Source organism: [Clostridium] fimetarium (assembly GCF_900111235.1).
GTDB classification, from domain to species: Bacteria; Bacillota; Clostridia; order Lachnospirales; family Lachnospiraceae; genus Clostridium_N; species Clostridium_N fimetarium.
Map to the genome: position 1 here is coordinate 171187 of NZ_FOJI01000002.1, position 20826 is coordinate 192012.

Here is a 20826-nt window from a genome sequence, read left to right on the forward strand (position 1 = left end):
ACCTCCCATAGGCAGATTTGCTACTCTAGTTTAGAAATTTAGAGATTTAGAAATAATAAATTACAATATTCTTTATGATAAGTAGACAGTATGTATATGGTAGAACAATGAACCAAGGTCACTGTCCCGAGAGTGCTCAAATATACTAGGAGGTGTTGTGATGTATAATATATTGGTTGTAGATGATGAAAAGATAGAAAGAAATGGAATTATATTTCTTGTTAAAAAAATGGGGTTTGATTTGAGTGTTTATGAGGCTTCTAATGGACTAGAAGCCTTAGAAGCGTTGAAAGAACGTGATTTTGATATTTTATTGACAGATGTTAAAATGCCATTTATGGATGGGATTGAACTGATTACGAATGCAATAACATTCTGTGATGATATGAAAATCATCATATTTAGCGGCTACAATGAATTTGAGTATGCTAAGCTTGCAGTAAAACTTGGCGTTTCAGATTATATTTTGAAACCTGTCGATCCGGATGAATTTAAGAATACACTAAATAAAGTGATCCGTGAGATTGATGATTTACAATTAGAAAAGGAAATTAAAATTGAAAGTTCTGAATATACAAAAGAGCATCTTCTTTATTCACTTCTTAATGGAGCAAATGCGGAAAATGTTCAAAAAAAATGCGCGCGTCTCCTTGGTGAAAATATATGGAATTTGTATAATCGTATGCTTCTGCTTGAATTTAATTATGACGTGTTTGGTAAAAATATTATTGATTTTCAGAGTGAAGTTATGGATAAATTTAAATTTCATTTTCAGTATTTAAATCTCAATCAACAGCAGTCCATTTTGCTTCTAGATGGGGCAAAGAATACAGATGTCAGGCTGATTGCAGAAAATATACATGATATCATGGATGAACTTTATCACGAAAAATGCTACATTGCTGTTTCAGAGGTGATCAAAGACTATGCCAATCTTTCCAAATATCTGGAAGACTTGGACGCGCTAATGGAAAATAGATTTTACCAGGTGGATAACTATATCTTTATGGAAGAAGTATATAGTGAAGCCCCAGTTATTGTACAGATAGATGATGATATACTTATGAAGAAATTGAAGCAGGATATTAAGATGAAAGATATTGTAGGCATGAGAATACATTTTGATTGCCTCTGTAATAAATATAGGTCAAAAACGAATTTTTCCCATATTTATATAAAATTTATCTTTTCGAATTTATTAAAAGATTTTTATGATGCTATGCCAGATATGAATGAAGAATTTAACGGTGAAATCGATAGACTCTATAAATCTGTTGATTTTAGCTGTATCATGGAAATTGTAGATAAACATATAGAAAGGCTAGAAAAGGCCTTTTTGATAAATCCAGTGAGTACACATAAGGAAATAGAGATTGTTAAAAAAAATATATATGAGCATTACAATGAGGAAATAGGGGTAGACCAGCTTGCACAGATGGTATATCTGACTCCAAGTTATCTCAGCTCTATTTTTAAAAAAGAAACTGGACAAAATCTTAATAAATTTATCAAGCAGTACAGGATGGAAAAGGCAAAACAGATGCTTGAGAATACAATGAAAAAGATTGTAAACATCAGTAAAGAAGTCGGATATCCGAATGTGTCTTATTTTTGTCAGAGCTTTAGGGAATACTTTGGCGTGAGTCCTGAGAAATTTAGAAGCAATGGTGGATGAGATGAAAAATACGAAGTTAAAGTACAAACTTGGGCTTATTTATTTAGTTACAAGCATCCTTCCCATTATGGTACTGTTCTCTTTTTCTTATTTCCAGATAAAAAAAATGTTGATGGAAAAGGATACAAAGACCATACAGACTTTTCTTTATCAGTCGACGGAAGTTGTTGATAACCAGATACAAATATATGATAATCTTTCAAATTATATATCATTTAATGAGACAATATCTAGAATTGTAAGTTATGACTATAAAAGTAATTATGAAATGTATAACCAGTTTGTAAATATTATGGATCCGATGCTAGCATCACTCAAGTACTTTCATAATGATGTAAATAAGGTCACTATATATACGGATAAGGATATCAAACATGATGAAACCATTGCACCGATATCAGAAATATCGGGTAAATGGTGGTTTAACGATGCCTGCAATAAAAGTGATCTCGAGTGGTATGCGGACAATGATAGTAAAATACTCTTTTCTGCCAGGAAAATGCCCATGCTTGATAAAAGCAACATGTTGGGTATTTTATATATCGGTGTTGATTATAATAAGGTATTTGATACCTACACACAGAATATAGATGATAATTATGGCGTTTTTGTGACGGATGAAAACGGTAATGTTATATATGAATATAGCAAGTTCCAGGATGAATTTCAGGATATGCAGCTTGATTACGGGCAGCTTGCCAACACAGGAAACAATAGTAAGTATCTAATCATCAATGAAAAATCAGACTCGACGAACTGGACGGCATGGATGTACAAGCCTAAAAGTCTTGTCATACAGTCTGTACAACCGATGATGACAATGATGTTGGTTACTTTTATACTTAGCATTAGTGCAGCAACAATGGCAATCCTTTCTTTATCAAAGCTTGTTACAAAAAGAATTGGAAAACTCAAGGATAATATGAAAGAAGTTGAAAAAGGAAACTTTGTAATTTGGGTAAAAAAAGGACAAAATGATGAAATTGGTGAACTAATAGATGGATTTGGCAATATGATTGTCCGTATACAAAATCTAATTAGTGAGGTGTATGAGGCTAAAATAAATCAGAAAGAATATGAAATGAGAGCCTTAAGAGCACAGATAAATCCACATTTTTTGTATAATTCATTATCCCTCATTAATTGGAAAGCCCTAGAATTAGGAGAAAATGATATCAGCCAGATTACACTTGCTTTATCAAATTATTATAGGACATCCCTAAACAAAGGGGGGAATACACTTAGTCTGGAAATGGAATTAAGTAATGTAAAATCCTATCTTCAGATACAGTCTATGATGCATGACAATAATTTCGATATCGAAATAAATGTGGAGGAGCAGATACTACAATGCGAAACACTGAATCTATTATTACAACCCCTTGTTGAAAATGCAATCAACCATGGAATTGATCTTAAACTGGAAGGAAGAGGGAAAATAACAATCACAGGAAAACTGCAGGATGGTCTGGTTTATTTGAAAATAGAAGACAATGGCGTAGGTATGGATCAAGAAACACTGAAGAACTACCTGAATCAGAATTCGAGTGGCTATGGTGCAAAAAATGTTAATCAGAGGATAATCCTATATTATGGAGAAGCATATGAAATGAAAGTTGAGAGCGGAGTGAATCAAGGAACTCAAATAACAATTGTGTTCCCAGCCCGAAAGTATCAAGGATAAAGTATATAAAAATTCTCAATAAAAGAAAAGTGATATGTTTCATAGATTTCTTATATTTATAAATTCATCATTCAAATTTATAATAAGTATATACAAAATTATTAATAAATTATAAATTTGGAGGAGGATTTAAATGAAAATGAAAAAGATTATGGTATTGTTCTTGATAACAGCAATCTGCGTTACATCTGTTTTTGGATGTGGAAAAAGTAATAGCACATCGACAGAAACTCAGGCGGTAGTAAAAGCAACGGTAAAAGTATGGGGACCAGCTGAAGATCAGTCAACTGAGCAAGGCCAATGGTTGCAGACAATGTGTGATAAATTCAATGCAGAACATCCGGAATGGGATATTACATATGAATATTCGGTTTGTTCAGAGGGTGATGTTGCAAAAACAATTCCTCAAGATCCAAGTAATTCAGGAGATGTTTATTTCTTTGCAAATGACCAGATCCAAACATTGATTGATGCAAATGCAATTTCTAAAATTGGTGGAGAAACAGCAGATTATGTTAAGAGTACAAACTCAAGTGCAATTGTTGATTCAGTCTCTGTAGATGGTAATATCTATGGTGTTCCATTTACAACAAATACTTGGTTTATGTATTATGATAAAAGTAAATTTACAGAAGCAGACGTAAAAAATCTTGATACAATGCTTACTAAGAAAAAAGTTGCATTTCCACTTACAACTGCTTGGTATGTTGCATCTTTCTATCTTGCAAACGGATGCACAATGTTTGATGATGGAAAAAACAACGCCGCTGGCATTAGCTTTGCTGGAGATAAAGGAGTAGCAGTTACAAAATATCTTGTAAATCTTGCTAAAAATAGTAACTTTGTAAATGATGCAGACGGAGTTGGTATTGCAGGACTTCGAGATGGAAGCATAAGTGCAATGTTCTCTGGATCTTGGGATTATAAAAGTGTTAAGGGAATACTTGGCGATAATTTTGCAGCAAAAGAGCTTCCAACGATTACAATCGATGGTAAGCAACAGCAATTGAAATCATTTGCAGGTTCAAAAGCAATTGGTGTAAATCCAAATTGTAAGAACCCACAGATTGCAGTCGCACTTGCAAAATATCTTGGAAGTAAAGATGCACAGAGTGAACATTATAAGTTAAGAAGCGTAATTCCTTGTAATACAGAATTACTAAATACATCAGAAATCAAAGCAGATGTGTTGGTTACAGCTCAGAATAATACATTTGAAAAAACATCAGTAATGCAACCATTTGTAACTGGAATGAATAACTTCTGGACACCAGCAGAAAATTTTGGTAAATCGATTGTAAATGGTGAAATAACTCTTGATAATGCAGCTGATAAAACAACGGCATTTAATAAGGCAATTAATACAGCTGGAGTAAACTAACTTTTAAATACGGGCTGCCGTCAAGCTGTTTTGTAGAAATATAAAATAGTTAACGGTAGCCTTTTATTTACGCAAAGCATAGTTTCTATGGAAGTTTGCATTTAGGACTTATACAAAATTTACGGAAGGGAGCGTCTACTATGAAGAATGCATTGTTAAAAGGAGATCTATTCACTAGATTATCATTTTTTATTATGGGCTTTGGAAATATTTTAAGAAAGCAAATCATAAAGGGTCTACTTTTTTTGAGTATAGAAATAGGATATATCATATTCATGATAGGATCAGGTTTTAACAATATTGCCAGGCTTATTAGCCTTGGAGGGAAAGAGCAGGGAGAGGTTTGGAATGAAGCACTAGGTATCTATGAATATACCAAAGGGGATAGTTCTTTACTTATTTTACTATACGGGATTGCAACCTTATTTCTATTCGCAGGTTTTTTTCTTTTATGGATCACTGCTATAAAAAGTGCATATAATGTACAGATTTTGAAAAAACAAGAAAAGCATATAAATACTTTCTTAGAAGATATCAAAAGCCTTTTTAATGAGAATTTGCATAAACTTTTATTAACGTTTCCAACAATTTCTATTATCGCTTTTACAATACTTCCGTTGGTATTTATGACCAGTATGGCATTTACAAATTATAGTAAGATTGATAATCATCTGAATATATTCAACTGGGTAGGACTTAAAAACTTTGCATGGATTGTAAATCTAAATGATTCATTTGGACAGACATTTTGGTCTGTACTTGGATGGACACTTGTTTGGGCTGTTTTGGCAACAATATTAAATTACATTTTAGGGATGGTTCTTGCGTTGGTAATCAATCGAAAAGACACCAAAATAAAAGCGTTCTGGAGATTTTGCTTCGTGCTTTCTGTAGCAGTACCACAGTTTGTGTCTTTACTGGTAATTAGAAGTATGCTCAAGCCCGATGGTATTATAAATGTACTGTTAAAGAGCTCTGAAATTATCGACAAATCACTGCCGTTCTTTTCTGATGCAACATGGGCAAGGGCTACCGTAATTATAGTTAATCTTTGGGTAGGTATTCCATTTACCATGCTTCAGGTGACTGGCATTCTTCAAAATATTCCGGTTGAATTATATGAAGCAGCGAAAGTGGACGGAGCCGGACCAGTAAAAAGATTCATTAAAATTACGATTCCATACATGTTGTTTGTAACGACACCTTATTTGATCATTACATTTACTGCAAATATCAATAATTTTAATGTAATTTACCTTCTTACCAAAGGGGAGCCAATACAAGCAGGTGCGACCGCAGGAAAGACCGATTTACTTGTTACGTGGCTGTATAAACTGACGGTAGAAAACCAATATTATAATCTTGGTGCAGTAATAGGTATTATGACATTTATTATACTTGCTATTGGATCGCTACTGGCTTACAGACGTACTGGTTCTTATAAGAATGAGGAGGGATTTCAATGATAAAAAAGAAAATCACGAATACGGTTGTTCATGTTTTTTTGGCAATTTTTGCTTTTATCTGGGTTGCCCCACTAATTTGGATATTGATTACCAGTTTTAGGGCACAGAAAGGTTCTTATGTATCCACTTTACTTCCACAGAGTCTTACCTTAAATAATTATATCAAATTATTTACAGATACTGATATTCTAAACTTTCCGAAAATGTTTATGAATACAATGATTATAGCTATTTTCTCATGTATTGTGACCACATTTTTTGTGCTTTCGGTTGCGTATTGTATGTCAAGACTGCGATTTAGGGTTAGAAAACCATTTATGAATATAGCCATGATTCTTGGATTGTTTCCTGGTTTTATGTCAATGGTTGCAGTTTATTATATTTTAAAATCGGTTGGACTTTCAGAAGGTTCTATGATTAGGGTTGCACTTATTCTTGTATATTCAGGTGGAGCAGGGCTCCAGTTTTACATAGCGAAAGGATTTTTTGACACCATTCCTAAAACAATTGATGAAGCAGCTTATATTGATGGTGCAAACAAATTCCAAATATTTATAAAAATTACAATGCCTCTTAGTAAACCCATAATTGTGTACACGATACTGACTTCCTTTATAGCGCCATGGATTGATTTTATTTTCGCAAAGGTTATCTGCAGGGCAAATGCTGATTATTATACGGTTGCATTGGGCTTATGGCAGATGCTTGAAAAAGAGTATGTGGATAACTGGTACACTTGTTTTGCAGCTGGCGCAGTTTGTATTTCTATTCCAATTGCTATATTGTTTTTATTGATGCAGAAATGCTATAATGAGAGTATATCAGGTGCAGTAAAAGGATAAAAACAGTAGATGGAGTATTGATTATGAGGAAAAAGGTTGGAGCGATATTAATGATAGTTATGATATTATTGGAAGGCTGTGACAAAACACAATCCCAAAGTAATATCTTAAGTGAAACGTCATGCGACGAACAGATGGAATATGCTATGACAACACCATTCGGGAAATATCCGGAACTGATTACCTATACACTTGGGAAAATGACCAGTACCAATAACTCCAACATGCCGGAAGGCGATACTTATGAAGATAATGCTTATACCAGGTATATCAAATCCTGTATAAATGTTCAAAATAAAGATTTGTTTGAACAAAACGATACACAATACAATACAATTGTATCTATGGCAATGGCAACCAAAAATCTTCCAGATGTGATGGTGGTTAGCAATTATGATGATTTACAAAAGCTCGTTGAGAATGATGCGATTGAAGACCTGAGTGAAAGTTTTGATAAATGCACCAGTGATAAAATAAAGGATATTTATAGTAGTTATGGCTCGGATTTGATGAATAAGGTTACTTTTGATGGTAAAATCATGGCAATTCCTGAGACCAATATTGATAATGGTCCGAATCTTGTCTGGCTTAGAAAAGACTGGATGGATAACTTAGGACTTGCGGCACCTACAACTGTAAAAGACGTAGAGAATATTGTCAGGGAGTTTGTTCAAAATGATCCAGGAAATAACGGAACGGGAAAGACGATTGGACTTGTATGTGATACAGCACTTTCTGGTGAGGAAGGTTACAGTGGAGAGTATCTATTTGATCTTGTATTTGCCAATTTTGGATCATTTCCGAGACAATGGATTAAGGATGATAATGGAAAGGTTGTCTATGGATCTATAACACAGCAGGCAAAAAACACACTGGAGTATATGAGTGGTTTATACAAGGAGGGGATTTTAGATAAAGATTTCCTACTGAGGACAAATACCAATATTATACAATTGATTGAGGAAGGGAAATGCGGTTCGTTTTTTGGACCATGGTGGGCGCCTAATAATCCATTGATTAAAGCGGTATCAAATAATCCGGATGCCGATTGGCAACCTTATCTGATTGCAACAGATTCAAGCGGAAATGTAAGCTATCACAGCCAGAATCCCGTATACAAATATGTTGTTGTTCGTAAAGGCTATGAACACCCAGAAATTGCTGCAAAAATCGTCAGTATTATGTTTGATAAAATACGTTATCAATGTGATGATTCAGAAGAGTTTATAAAATATTTTCAGCTAAATGTGGAGCCTACAGCAAGGCCACTCGCAATTAATGTGGATTATAATAATGCACTTGATATCTGTTTTCATGAGCTGAAGAGTACGCTTACGTCAGAGACGCAGGAAAGTAAGCTAATGCTTTTGGAAGATTCCTATTATAAATCATGTAAGGCATTTCTTGATAATGAGCAAAAAGCTACACCAGATCAATGGGCGGCCTATGTTTCACGAATAGAGGCCTGTTCACTTATAACATCTATCAAGGTAAAAAAAGTACAGTCTCTGTTTTTTGGAACCACACAGACCATGAAAACAGAATGGTGGAAGCTTAAGGAAAAGGAAAATCAGGCATACTTGAAAATCGTATGCGGAGAGGAACCGTTATCTTATTTTGATCTGTTTGTAAATAGCTGGCTTGAGGAAGGCGGACAGAAAATAACTGACGAAGTGCAAAAAGCGGTGGCTGACAATTGAGTAAGACGAAACTGTTATTATATAATATAGCTCTCTAATATTGATTAGAGAGCTATATTAATTAAAAAAATCAATGTTAATATTGCTTTAAGTTCAATAATAGTATATAAATATTAAGGGGAATAAGTTTTAGAATCTGAATACTTATTCAAAATTAGCGAATACGAAGGAGTTATATAATGAATATAGAAAAGCAGAAGACGTTTATTATACGATTTTTGTATATTGCACTCGTGCTTGGAATTGGATATGTAATAATAAAGTATGCACTACCGTTTATGATGCCGTTTATAATAGGACTGATAATATCAGCAAGCTTGAGACCGATTATTGACTTGATAGAAAAGAAAACCAAAATCAAGCGTGCGTTTGTTGCAGTTGTTATTTTACTAGTATTCTACAGCTTGATTGTTTGGCTAGGAATTATTTTTGGAATAAAAATAGTTCAATTGCTCCAAGAGATATTTGACAAACTTCCTAAGTTTTATTCTAGTACTTTAGTTCCAGCGATTACTGATGGATTTCAAAATACGAAAGAGCGTTTTCCGGATATTAATCCGTATTTAGAGCGTGTATCTACTAGCATCAATGATTCGGTTTCCTCATTTCTAAAGACTGCGTCTACAAGTGTTCTCGGTATGATTACTGGTATTGCAAGCCGGATTCCTATCATAATAATAAAATTAATATTGACCATTGTATCTTCGATATTTTTCTCGGTTGACTATCACCGAATTTGGGGATTTGTTATGAAGCAGTTTAGTGAAAAGCACATAAAAACAATTCTATATATAAAGGAAAATGTTATTACAACTATTGGTAAGTTTATTAAAGCATATTCATTACTTATCATGATTACATTTATAGAATTGTCAATTGGATTCGCGTTGCTTGGAGTTAAAGCTCCTATACTTTTGGGGTGTGTTGTAGCAATTATTGATATTTTGCCAATTTTAGGTTCTGGGTCGGTGCTGATTCCTTGGGCAATTATATCTTTTATATTCCATAATACTGCATTTGGAATAGGCATGCTGATTTTATATGCTGTAATAACTGTGATAAGACAGATCCTTGAGCCAAAAGTAGTTGGAAATCAAATTGGACTCCATCCGGTTATAACACTTATATGCATGTTTGTAGGTGCCCAGCTTATGGGAGTGCTCGGACTTTTTTTACTTCCGATTACAGCCACAATTATAAATAAAATGAATGATGATGGAGCAATCCATTTATTTAAATAAAGGTATATAAGAATAACTAATTGAATAGAAATAATAGGAGGATAATAAAATGATGAGCTTTAAAGAAATTAAATTTGAAGAATTGGATATCAAACTATTTGACTTTTGGAGTAAAGACTGGGTTTTAGTAACAGCTGGAGATAAAGAAAAGGCCAATACATTAACAGCAGGATGGGGCGGATTTGGAGTGTTCTGGGGAAAGAACGCTGTGAGCGTTTACATTAGATCAGAACGTTATACCAAGGAATTTATGGATAAGAATGAACGGTTTTCTATTACGTCATTTGGTTCGGGAAATCGTGAGCAGTTAGCCTATCTTGGTAAAGTATCTGGCAGAGATGGAGATAAAATAAAAGCAGCTGGATTCACAACAGAGTTTGAGGGTGATGTTCCATACGTATGTGAAGGAAACATTGTACTCATTTGTAAGAAGTTAGTGAATGCCCCTCTTTTACCTGATACCTTTTTAGACAAAACGAATGATGAAAAATTCTATCCAAAGAAAGATTATCACACATTATATATTGCTGAAATAGAAAAAATATTAGTAGTAAAGTAGATATTTGACGTATAAATTTTCCTTATTCAGTAACTACTATAATAAATAAACAATATAGGAGTTATATATTATGATGGATATCGAAAAAAGAACAAGTGTATTAAAAGTATTACAAGATGTTCAAAAAATGTTTTTTGACGAATCAGAAAGCAAATGGTATAAGTATTTAGATCAAGCGATTGAAGAATTAGAATATGCCAAAGAATAGAATTTAAAGGTCAGTTATTAAATTATTGAATATTAATCGTGCATCAATCATTCGTGGTTGGTGCACTTTTCCTATGTGTTCAGTGTGGGGTCGCCATTAGAACACCAGTAATTTAAAATAAAAAAGACTTCAAACTATTTAATTAGGTTAAAGTCTTTCTGTAAATTATTAGTAGACAAAATTATTATCGATTTATTTAGTTATTTATGATAAGATAATAATAGATTTTAAAAGAATTATTGTTGATACGAGGAAAAATATTGATTATATTTCTGCAAAAAAACTAACTTATTATATTGTGCATAAAACTTTGCTAGATATATCTACAGTAATGATCCCAGTCAAGAATATTCTTGGCTGTTTTTTGTGTGTTTTAGAATAGAATGTGGGTAATGTTATATATTTAGTAATAGAAATATGAATTAGTCCACTATTTTGAGGTGAAAGATGCGTAAAATAAATAATAAAGAAAAATATACATCTACTAAGCCGAAAAGCAGAAAGGCACTTGTAATATCATATATATGTGCTACTACATTTATGCTTGTTTTGACGATTGGATGCTTGATATATTTTAATAAACTGACAACAACAAATGAGATTAAACTGATGGGAGAAAAATATAAAACATACACCCATTATTACGTAATGATTACAGATGACAGGAAATCTTCCTTTTGGCAAAGCGTGTATGAGGGAGCAAAGGCAGAAGCGCTAAAGGAAAACAGTTACATAGAAATGCTTGGGAATAATTTGAGTGAAGAATATTCGTCAGAAGACCTTATGCAGATAGCAATTGATTCTGGAGTTGATGGTATTATTTTAGAAGCAAATGAGAGTAGTGAAATGTCAGCACTGATTAATAAAGCAAACTCCGCGGGAATTCCGGTAATTACTGCATTAGGGGATAATAAGGCTAGTACTAGAAAAAGCTTTGTTGGAGTTAATAGCTATAACTTGGGTATGGCATATGGTGAGCAAGTTTGTGAAATCGAAGATCTGACATCCAACATCACGAGTGATTCAGCTGGAACAACAGTAATGGTGTTGATGAATGCAAACGCGGATGATACAAGTCAAAATATTATTTTTACTGGAATTTCGGATGCCATAAAAAACAGTGCAAATAAGAGCCATATAATTAATTTAGAAGCAGTGGCCATTGGCAATGATGGAGCATTTGCAGCAGAAGAATCCATCCGGGATATTTTTATGAATCAAGAGAATATACCAGATATCATTATATGTATGAATGAATTGAATACGACCTGTGTATACCAGGCGGTCGTAGATTACAATAAGGTTGGAAAAATAAATATCATTGGATATTATGACTCGGAAACAATTTGCAGAGCCATTGAAAGAAACGTAATTTACGCTACAATTTCTGTAAATACAAAACAGCTGGGCATGTACTGTGAAAGCGCTTTAGAAGAGTATAAGGAAACTGGACATGTAAGTGAATATTTTTCTGCAGATATTTCACTTATCACCTCTGACAATGTAAGTGAATATTTAGGAGATGCCAATGAATCACATAAAGAGTAAACTTAGAAACAAAATTCAAGGTATTACGATTCAAGTAAAGTTAATTACGGTTTTCACCCTAACTTCACTGATTATAATGATTGTGAATATATTTATGTATTTTAATATTAATATTATGGTTAATCAGTTGGAACAAGTGTACATAAGCAATATTAAATTGAATGAACTTTCAGATACGCTTGGAGACGTACAAGCCGGTATGACTGATTATTTAAATACGAAAACTTCGGATTCTATTGAGGATTATTACAGATATGAACAGAATTATGCAACGCTTGTGAATAGTCTTAATGGTAATGTTACAAGTAATCCATTGGGCATGATGGAACGAAATATAAAAGAAATGTCTCAAAAATATCTTACGATTACAAACCAGGCGATTGAAGCCAAGCGTGGTAGAAACGTTGAAAAATATAAGTTGCGTTACGAAAATGCAGTGGAGTTATATGATTACATCAATATGTATATTTATAGTCTGAACAATGAACTATTTAGAAATAATTCTTCAAACTATGAAGCACTTTCAAAATCACTCCAATATTTAGAGACAATAAGTACCGTTATTATGTTTATGATTGCATTAAGCAGCTTGGTTTTGATTACTATTGTAACGAAAACGATTACAAACCCTCTAAAAGTATTAGCCAGTAAAGCTAATCAAGTTGCAAAAGGAAACTTTGAAGTAGAATTAGTCAAAGTTACTACGAAAGACGAAGTCGGTGTTGTGAGTACAGCCTTTAATAAAATGGTCATTAGTATTCAAGAATACATTAGAAAACTGAAAGACGGCATGGATAAAGAACGAGAAATGGAAGAAAATGAACTGCTCATAGAAACTCATCTTAAGGATGCGCAACTGAAATATCTACAGGCACAGATTAATCCGCATTTTCTATTTAATACATTAAATGCCGGTGCACAATTAGCAATGATGGAAAGTGCTGATAAAACATATGAGTATGTTCAGCATGTGGCGGATTTTTTTCGCTATAATGTCAGAAAAAATAATGGTACAGTGACATTGAAAGAAGAAATAGAATTGGTAGATAATTATATTTATATCTTAAATGTTCGTTTTTCAGGAAAAATCAACTTCACAAAAAATATTGATGAAAGATATTTAAAGATTCATACACCAAGTATGATTTTACAGCCAATTATTGAAAATAGTGTCAATTATGGAATTAGTAATATCGATTGGGCAGGGCTGATTGAATTATCGGTTTATGAGAAGTCTGATAAAGTCTGTATCAGTATAAAAGATAATGGGATTGGTATGTCACAAGAATTGATAAATGAAGTAATGAACAGCAAATTAAAGACCGCAGATTTATCCAAGGATTCAAATGGGGTAGGCCTGGATAATGTAATTGCTAGGCTACATCTGTTCTATGAATATGAAGATGTATTTAATATTATAAGTGAAGGAACAAACAAAGGCACTGAAGTTCTAATATACATACCATTTATGAAAGGAGAATATGAAGATGTATAAGATTATGCTAGCGGACGATGAAGGAATTGTAATTGACTCTTTGCGCTTTATTATAGAGAAAGAATTTGTAGATCAGTGTATCATAGAAACAGCCCAAACCGGTAGGAGTGTTATAGAATTAGCAGAAAACTTCCGCCCTGATATTGCATTTATGGATATTAAGATGCCTGGAATTAATGGAATTGACGCAATCAAAGAAGTTAAAAAAATATATGAAAATACAATTTTCGTTATAATGTCCGCTTATGATAAATTCGATTATGCTCAGGATGCTATTAATTTAGGAGTTTTGGAATACTTGAATAAGCCAGTAGCGAGAATCAAAATAGTACAAGTAATTAAAAGAGCCATGGATATCATCGATAAAGAAAGGCAAAAAAGAAGCCAAGATCTGATTATTCGTGAGAAATTAGAAACAGTTGTTCCCATTATTGAAAATGGTATGATTAATAACATGTTATTTAAGGAGTATTTTCAGGAGGATATTAATAATTATAAAAGTCTTCTTGGAATAAAAGAAAACTATGGTTATATGATTGCACTTGTATGTGGGGAAGAGCAAGAAGGAAATCATATGAGAAATGCGATTGGTGCTGGTGTTCGTGTACAAAACAATTATATTACAGTTCGTGAACTTGTTAAAAGCAGCTTTGAATGCATCATTGGCTCGGTGATGGCTAACAAAATTCCAGTTTTTGTTCCAAGAAACGAGCTGAAGATGGAGTACAATGAGCGAATCGAATTGATTGAAAAGTCCAGAGAACTGGTTCGGGAACTTAGAAAACACGTGGATGTATATTTTCGCATTGGTATTGGACCAATTTGCAGACTGAATGAGGCTATGGAATCATATAATGAAGCACTAAGTTCATTAATCCATTCAACTGGTACGGTAGCGCATGTTGATGATATGGCAATTTCATGTGATTACGAGGATGATTATCCAGTTGAAGAAGAAAAAGCTATTTTTGAAAGTACGAAGGTAGGAGATTTAAATGGTGCATTATTGGCAGCTAACCAATTTTTTGACTGGATGGTATCTAATTACGCAGATCATTTAATGGATATTAGACTCAAAGTGATGGAATTTGTTCTATGGAGTGAACATATTTATTATGAAAGCGGCGGGGTGACCTACCATTTCCTATCTAGACAGGATTATCTACCATCCTTGTTGGAAATTAATGATTTAGAGGGTATACGCACATGGTTTTTGGATAAAATCAGTAAGTTATGCCGAAGCAAGGTAAGCAAAAAGAAAGAGCAATCAGCAGACGTGATTGAAAAAGCGAAAGTATATATTAATGAAAAATTCAATAAAGCGATATCACTAGACGATGTATCAAGAGAAGTTGATATTAGTCCCTACTACTTTAGCAAGATTTTCAAAGAAGAAACAGGAGTGAATTTTATTGATTATATAACTAAGATTCGTATTGATAAGGCAAAAGAACTGTTGCTATATTCGGATTTAAGTATGAAGGTTATATGTTGTAAAATTGGCTATTCAGATCCTAATTATTTTAGTCGTTCGTTTAAGAAAATTGTAGGTGTTACTCCAACAGAGTATAAAGAAGGAAATTAGAGCTAGGTGTAGGGGAGAAGAAAATGAAAACCAATCAAAAGAATATAATTTTATTTTGCATTTTAATCTTAACTTTGTTACTATCTATGACGGCTTGTGGAAAAACGAAAGAAGAAAATATAAATAACGAAAACCCAGAGGCGGACAAAATCCAGATTGGATTATGTTTTGACTCATATGTCATAGAACGATGGCAGCGTGATCGAGATGTTTTCGTTTCGACGGCCGAAGGGTTGGGCGCAGAAGTGAATGTGCAAAATGCGAACGGCGATGTTGAACGTCAGAAGGCGCAAATTGAGTATCTTATTGAAAAAGGTATGGATGTAATTGGTATTATTCCAATTCAAGCAGATGCAATTTCAAAAGAGGTTCAAAAAGCCAGGGCTGCCGGGATTAAAATCATCTCATATGACCGATTGATTACAAATGCTGATACAGATCTTTACATATCGTTTGACAATGAAAAGGTAGGGACAATAATGGCAGAAGCACTGGTTGAAGGAGGACTTCCTAACAAAAAGGTCCTTATGATTTGCGGTTCCCCATCGGATAACAATGTGTCCTTAATTGAAAAAGGATTTCGTAACGTCATGGATAAAAACAAAATAGAAATTCTAGATATTGCTTATGCAGATGGCTGGAAAGCAGAACTGGCTGCTACGTATATATATGATAATATAGATACGGTAAAAAAAGTAGATGGTATTATGTTTGGAAATGATGACTTGGCTACGCAAGGAATTAGGGCATTATCTGAAAAGAGGTTGATAGGTAGAATTAAGGTGGTCGGTCAGGATGCCGATTTAGTTGCTTGCCAACGTATTGTAGAAGGGACCCAGTTGATGACTGTGTTCAAACCTGTGGATAAGTTGGCAAAAGAGGCGGCAGAATATGCTATTAAGCTCGCAAGTGGAGAATCGCTCGAAAATACGAGTACCATAAATGATGGAACATACAATGTCCCTTATATAGCACTTGAACCAATTGCTGTTAAAAAGGATAATATAGGAGCAGTTATTATCGATAGCGGATTCCATTTAAAGGAGGATGTGTATTTAAACGTTTCCCCATAGATATAAAATTAGTTATCATGGGACTCCTTAAGTAGTTGAAAGCTATTATTTGATAATATTCTATAAATATGTAGTATTATTTTAAATAAAGTTGGCACAATAATTAATTTGTGCTAGCTTTATTTTTAATTAATTATAAATAGTGAAATTATGCAGAAAGTCGCAAACAAGTCCTAGATACATTGTGATATATTTATTTCAGAACTAGAAATACTCAAACAATAATAAGAGGAGGATTTTTATGAAAAGGAAATTGATTAGTACATTGCTTTGTATCGCTATGGTTGTCACAATGGTAGTTGGATGCGGAAAAACAGAAGCGAGCACTGGAGCAACCAAAGGACTTATCGGAGTAGCGATGCCTACAAAGGATTTACAGCGTTGGAATCAGGATGGCTCAAACATGAAGACACAATTGGAAGAAGCAGGATTTAAGGTTGATTTGCAGTATGCAAGCAATGATATTCAGACTCAGGTTTCTCAGATTGAAAACATGATTGCCAATGATTGTAAACTGCTAGTAATTGCTTCTATTGATGGTGATTCACTTGGAACAGTTTTAGCTCAAGCTAAGGCAAAAAATATTCAGGTAATTGCTTATGATCGATTAATTATGAACTCAGATGCTGTATCGTATTATGCAACATTTGATAATTACATGGTTGGTACAAAACAAGGACAATATATCGAAACCGCATTAAATTTAAAAACAGCAGCGGGTCCTTTTAACTTAGAAATTATCACAGGTGATCCAGGTGATAATAATGCAAAATATTTTTATAATGGAGCAATGGATGTCCTTAAGCCTTATATTACATCAGGCAAACTAGTTGTTCAGTCAAAACAAGTTGATTTTGCTACTGTAGCAACAGCACTCTGGGCAACAGAAACTGCTCAGTCAAGAATGGAGAATATTATATCTTCTTACTATGCAAAAGGAGCAAAACTTGATGTTGTACTTTGCTCAAATGATTCAACAGCACTTGGTGCTGAAAATGCATTAACAGCATCTTATACTGGAAAATGGCCAGTTATTACAGGACAGGATTGTGATATAGCTAACGTTAAGAATATGATCGCAGGAAAACAGTCAATGTCGATTTTTAAAGATACACGTAAGCTAGCAAAACAAGTAGTCGCTATGGTTGAAGCAGTTATGTCAGGTGGAACGGCTTCAGTTAACGATACCAAGAGTTATAATAATGGAAAAGGCATTGTTCCTTCTTATCTTTGCGAACCAGAGTTTGCAGATGTAAGTAATTACAAAACACTGTTAATTGAATCAGGCTACTATACAGAAAGTGCTTTGAAGTAGTTATTAGTGATGATTGAATCTATAATTAAGTGCAGTGATTTCACTTGCTTGCAAGGGTAAAATCACAGGCGCTAGAGTGTAAATGGTTTTCTTTCACTCTTATATAACAATAACAGGCGGGATTAATTCCTGCCTGTTATATTAAAAAATTATGCAGTATTTATAACAGACATAAAATCTAAGTTAGATATTGGAGGGATATACTTGGCAAAATTAATGCTCGAGATGAAAAATATTACCAAAACTTTCGCTAGCGTTAAAGCACTTGATGACGTTAACTTAGAAGTTGAAGAGGGCGAGATTCATGCTCTAGTAGGTGAGAATGGTGCTGGTAAATCCACACTAATGAATATAGTAAGCGGTGTCTATCCTTTTGGTTCATATACGGGGGAAATCCTGTATAATGGTGAAGTTTGCCATTTCGCAAACATTACAGACAGTGAGAAAAAGGGAATTGTAATTATTCATCAGGAATTAGCATTGATACCTTATATGACAATTGCTGAAAATATGTTTCTTGGTAATGAGAGAGGAAAATCTTTCGCAATTGATTGGGATGAAACCTATGATAAATCAGACAAATATCTTAGAATCGTAGGACTTCATGAATCCTCAAGAACGCTGGTTAAAAATATTAGTGTTGGGAAGCAGCAACTTGTAGAAATCGCAAAAGCGCTCGCAAAAAACGCAAAATTACTTATTTTGGATGAACCGACGGCTTCGTTAAATGAAAATGATTCAAAAGCGTTATTAGAGTTAATGTTAAAATTCAAAAAAGAAGGAATGACATCAATAATCATATCTCACAAGTTAAATGAGATTTCCTATGTAGCAGATAAAATTACAATTATTAGAGATGGCACAACAATTGAGACCTTAAACAAATCAACTGATACGATTACAGAGAGTCGCATTATCAAAGGTATGGTTGGAAGAAGCATGTCTGACCGTTTTCCTAAAAGAGAGAAAGATAATGTTGGGGAAATAGCATTAGAAATTGAGGACTGGAACGTATATCATTCAATTTATACAGAACGTAAAGTAGTTAATAACGTATCTATGAATTTTAAAAAAGGAGAAGTTGTTGGAATCGCTGGACTTATGGGAGCGGGTCGAACAGAGCTAGCCATGAGTGTATTTGGTAAAAGTTATGGCACAAATATTTCTGGAAAAATAAAAATAAATGGAGAAGTTGTACATTTGCATAATGTAAATGATGCAATCAAACACAAATTAGCTTATGTCACAGAAGACAGAAAAGGAAATGGTTTAATCCTTTCTAATTCAATAAAACGCAACACGACACTTGCAAATTTAGCAGGAATCAGCAAACTCGGAATTATTGACTCAGATAAAGAGTATGAAGTAGCGTTGAAACAAAAAGAAAAATTAAATATAAAGTGTCGAAGTATTGAACAAAACGCTGGGGATCTAAGCGGTGGTAACCAACAAAAGACGCTACTTGCTAAGTGGATGTTCGCTGATCCTGATATCCTTATTTTAGATGAACCGACAAGAGGTATTGATGTTGGCGCTAAATTTGAAATTTATTGTATTATCAATCAATTGGTATCGATTGGTAAATCAGTCATTATGATTTCTTCAGAACTTGCAGAAGTAATAGGTATGTGCAATCGTATCTACGTCATGGATGAAGGTAGATTGGTTGGCGAAGTTGCAGGTGAAGAAGCAACTCAAGAAAATATAATGGCACATATTTTGAAAACAAGTAGTAAAGGAGTGTAGACAATGAATAAAGCAAAAGTTATGTCATTTATTAAAGTGAATACAATGATTATTGCGTTAATATTAGTTACTGGATTTTTTGTATGGCAGACAGGAGGAAAGATTCTCCTACCACAAAATGTAAGTAATCTGATTTCACAGAATGCATATGTATTTATATTAGCAACAGGTATGCTTATGTGTATTTTGACAGGTGGTAACATTGACCTTGCTACAGGCTCAGTTGTATGCTTTGTAGGTGCAGTAGGCGCGACTTTGATGGAAAACAGCAATGTTAATTGGGTTATATCTGTTATATTAATGCTGATTATCGGTACTGGAATAGGTGCATGGCAAGGCTTTTGGATTGCCTATGTGCGAGTACCACCATTTATTACTACTTTGGCAGGAATGTTGATTTTTCGAGGGCTTTCTAATGTAGTATTACAAGGCTTAACCGTTTCTTTGACGAATGTCAAATTTATAAAGATGTTTGGTGGTGGAGCAAATTGTTATATTCCTGATATTTTTGGAGTGAAAGGATTCAACTTAACATGTATGTTGGTGGGTATTACGGCCTGTATTATCTATCTAATTATACAAATCAGAGGAAGAATCACAAAAGCGAAAAAAGGTTATGACATGACATCACTGAAAAATATGATTGCAAAGGCAGTTATTATTTCAGCAGCTATCTTAGCATTTTCATATCAGTTAGCAAGTTTTAGGGGTATTCCAACTGCTCTGGTTATAGTAGCAATCGTAGTCTTAGTCTATGGCTATATTACTGCAAAAACTACACTTGGTCGTCATTTTTATGCAGTAGGCGGAAATGAAAAAGCCGCAAAACTTTCTGGTATTAATACCAATAGAATTTATTTCTTGGCTTATGTAAATATGGGATTTTTAGCTGCACTAGCCGGTATGATGACAATTGCACGTATGACGTCAGCACAGCCTACATATGGACAAAACTATGAATTGGATGCCATCGGTGCCTGCTTTATTGGTGGTGCTTCAGCATATGGTGGAACTGGAAAAGTATCCGGAGTTATCATTGGTGCCTTATTAATGGGTGTCATCAACTTGGGTATGAGTATTATGGGTGTTGATGCGAACTATCAGAAAGTTGTAAAAGGTTTAGTTCTTCTAGCAGCCGTTATATTTGATGTAATTTCAAAAAAGAAAAATGCATAATTAGTTCACGATAAATATTTAAGGTGCATCAATCATTCATGGTTGATGCACCTTCTTTTATGAACAAGATTAATATGGAAATTTATTATATTATGGTATCCCATTAATCTATTGAAAATTGATAAGTCTTTT

The 20826-nt window shown here is 33.7% G+C and carries 16 protein-coding genes; all 16 read left to right on the forward strand.

The features are described from left to right. Positions 1-160: 160 nt before the first annotated feature. The gene (locus BMY18_RS03185) at positions 161-1675 is read left to right on the forward strand and encodes a response regulator (RefSeq protein ID WP_092450514.1); all 1515 of its coding nucleotides are present in this window, start codon (positions 161-163) and stop codon (positions 1673-1675) included. Position 1676: 1 nt separating this feature from the next. Continuing rightward, positions 1677-3359: a sensor histidine kinase gene (locus BMY18_RS03190; RefSeq protein ID WP_170841274.1), complete on the forward strand. Its 1683-nt coding sequence runs from the start codon at positions 1677-1679 to the stop codon at positions 3357-3359. 133 nt (positions 3360-3492) lie between these two features. Beyond that, complete coding sequence (locus tag BMY18_RS03195; RefSeq protein WP_092450517.1) at positions 3493-4740, forward strand: extracellular solute-binding protein; 1248 nt, start codon at positions 3493-3495, stop codon at positions 4738-4740. 140 nt (positions 4741-4880) lie between these two features. Beyond that, on the forward strand, positions 4881-6206 hold the full coding sequence (locus tag BMY18_RS03200) for a carbohydrate ABC transporter permease (RefSeq protein ID WP_092450519.1): 1326 nt from the start codon (positions 4881-4883) through the stop codon (positions 6204-6206). After that, a complete protein-coding gene (locus BMY18_RS03205) occupies positions 6203-7048 on the forward strand; it encodes a sugar ABC transporter permease (protein WP_092450521.1) in 846 nt (281 codons plus the stop codon). Before BMY18_RS03200 ends, BMY18_RS03205 begins: the two co-directional genes overlap by 4 nt. Before the next feature lie 23 nt (positions 7049-7071). Further along, on the forward strand, positions 7072-8748 hold the full coding sequence (locus BMY18_RS03210) for an extracellular solute-binding protein (RefSeq protein ID WP_092450523.1): 1677 nt from the start codon (positions 7072-7074) through the stop codon (positions 8746-8748). A gap of 179 nt (positions 8749-8927) precedes the next feature. Further along, positions 8928-9989, forward strand: coding sequence for a sporulation integral membrane protein YtvI (gene ytvI, locus BMY18_RS03215; RefSeq protein ID WP_092450525.1), 1062 nt, complete (start codon positions 8928-8930; stop codon positions 9987-9989). Positions 9990-10038: 49 nt separating this feature from the next. Then, positions 10039-10548 (forward strand): flavin reductase, encoded by a 510-nt coding sequence (locus BMY18_RS03220; RefSeq protein WP_330385923.1) that lies wholly within the window; start codon positions 10039-10041, stop codon positions 10546-10548. Between the two features lie 70 nt (positions 10549-10618). After that, positions 10619-10756: a hypothetical protein gene (locus BMY18_RS20930; RefSeq protein ID WP_170841275.1), complete on the forward strand. Its 138-nt coding sequence runs from the start codon at positions 10619-10621 to the stop codon at positions 10754-10756. 447 nt (positions 10757-11203) lie between these two features. Further along, on the forward strand, positions 11204-12304 hold the full coding sequence (locus BMY18_RS03225) for a substrate-binding domain-containing protein (RefSeq protein WP_092450527.1): 1101 nt from the start codon (positions 11204-11206) through the stop codon (positions 12302-12304). Next, positions 12285-13799: a sensor histidine kinase gene (locus tag BMY18_RS03230; protein ID WP_092450529.1), complete on the forward strand. Its 1515-nt coding sequence runs from the start codon at positions 12285-12287 to the stop codon at positions 13797-13799. The genes BMY18_RS03225 and BMY18_RS03230 overlap by 20 nt, the downstream gene beginning before the upstream one ends. Continuing rightward, entirely contained in the window at positions 13792-15384 is a 1593-nt protein-coding gene (locus tag BMY18_RS03235) for a response regulator transcription factor (protein ID WP_092450531.1), read from the forward strand. Before BMY18_RS03230 ends, BMY18_RS03235 begins: the two co-directional genes overlap by 8 nt. Before the next feature lie 23 nt (positions 15385-15407). Next, positions 15408-16457 (forward strand): substrate-binding domain-containing protein, encoded by a 1050-nt coding sequence (locus BMY18_RS03240; protein ID WP_092450532.1) that lies wholly within the window; start codon positions 15408-15410, stop codon positions 16455-16457. A gap of 241 nt (positions 16458-16698) precedes the next feature. Next, positions 16699-17772 (forward strand): multiple monosaccharide ABC transporter substrate-binding protein, encoded by a 1074-nt coding sequence (gene chvE, locus BMY18_RS03245; protein WP_092450534.1) that lies wholly within the window; start codon positions 16699-16701, stop codon positions 17770-17772. A 204-nt stretch (positions 17773-17976) separates the two neighbouring features. Next, positions 17977-19518, forward strand: coding sequence for a sugar ABC transporter ATP-binding protein (locus tag BMY18_RS03250; protein WP_092450536.1), 1542 nt, complete (start codon positions 17977-17979; stop codon positions 19516-19518). Between the two features lie 3 nt (positions 19519-19521). Next, complete coding sequence (gene mmsB / locus BMY18_RS03255; RefSeq protein ID WP_092450538.1) at positions 19522-20694, forward strand: multiple monosaccharide ABC transporter permease; 1173 nt, start codon at positions 19522-19524, stop codon at positions 20692-20694. The last annotated feature ends 132 nt before the right edge of the window (positions 20695-20826 follow it).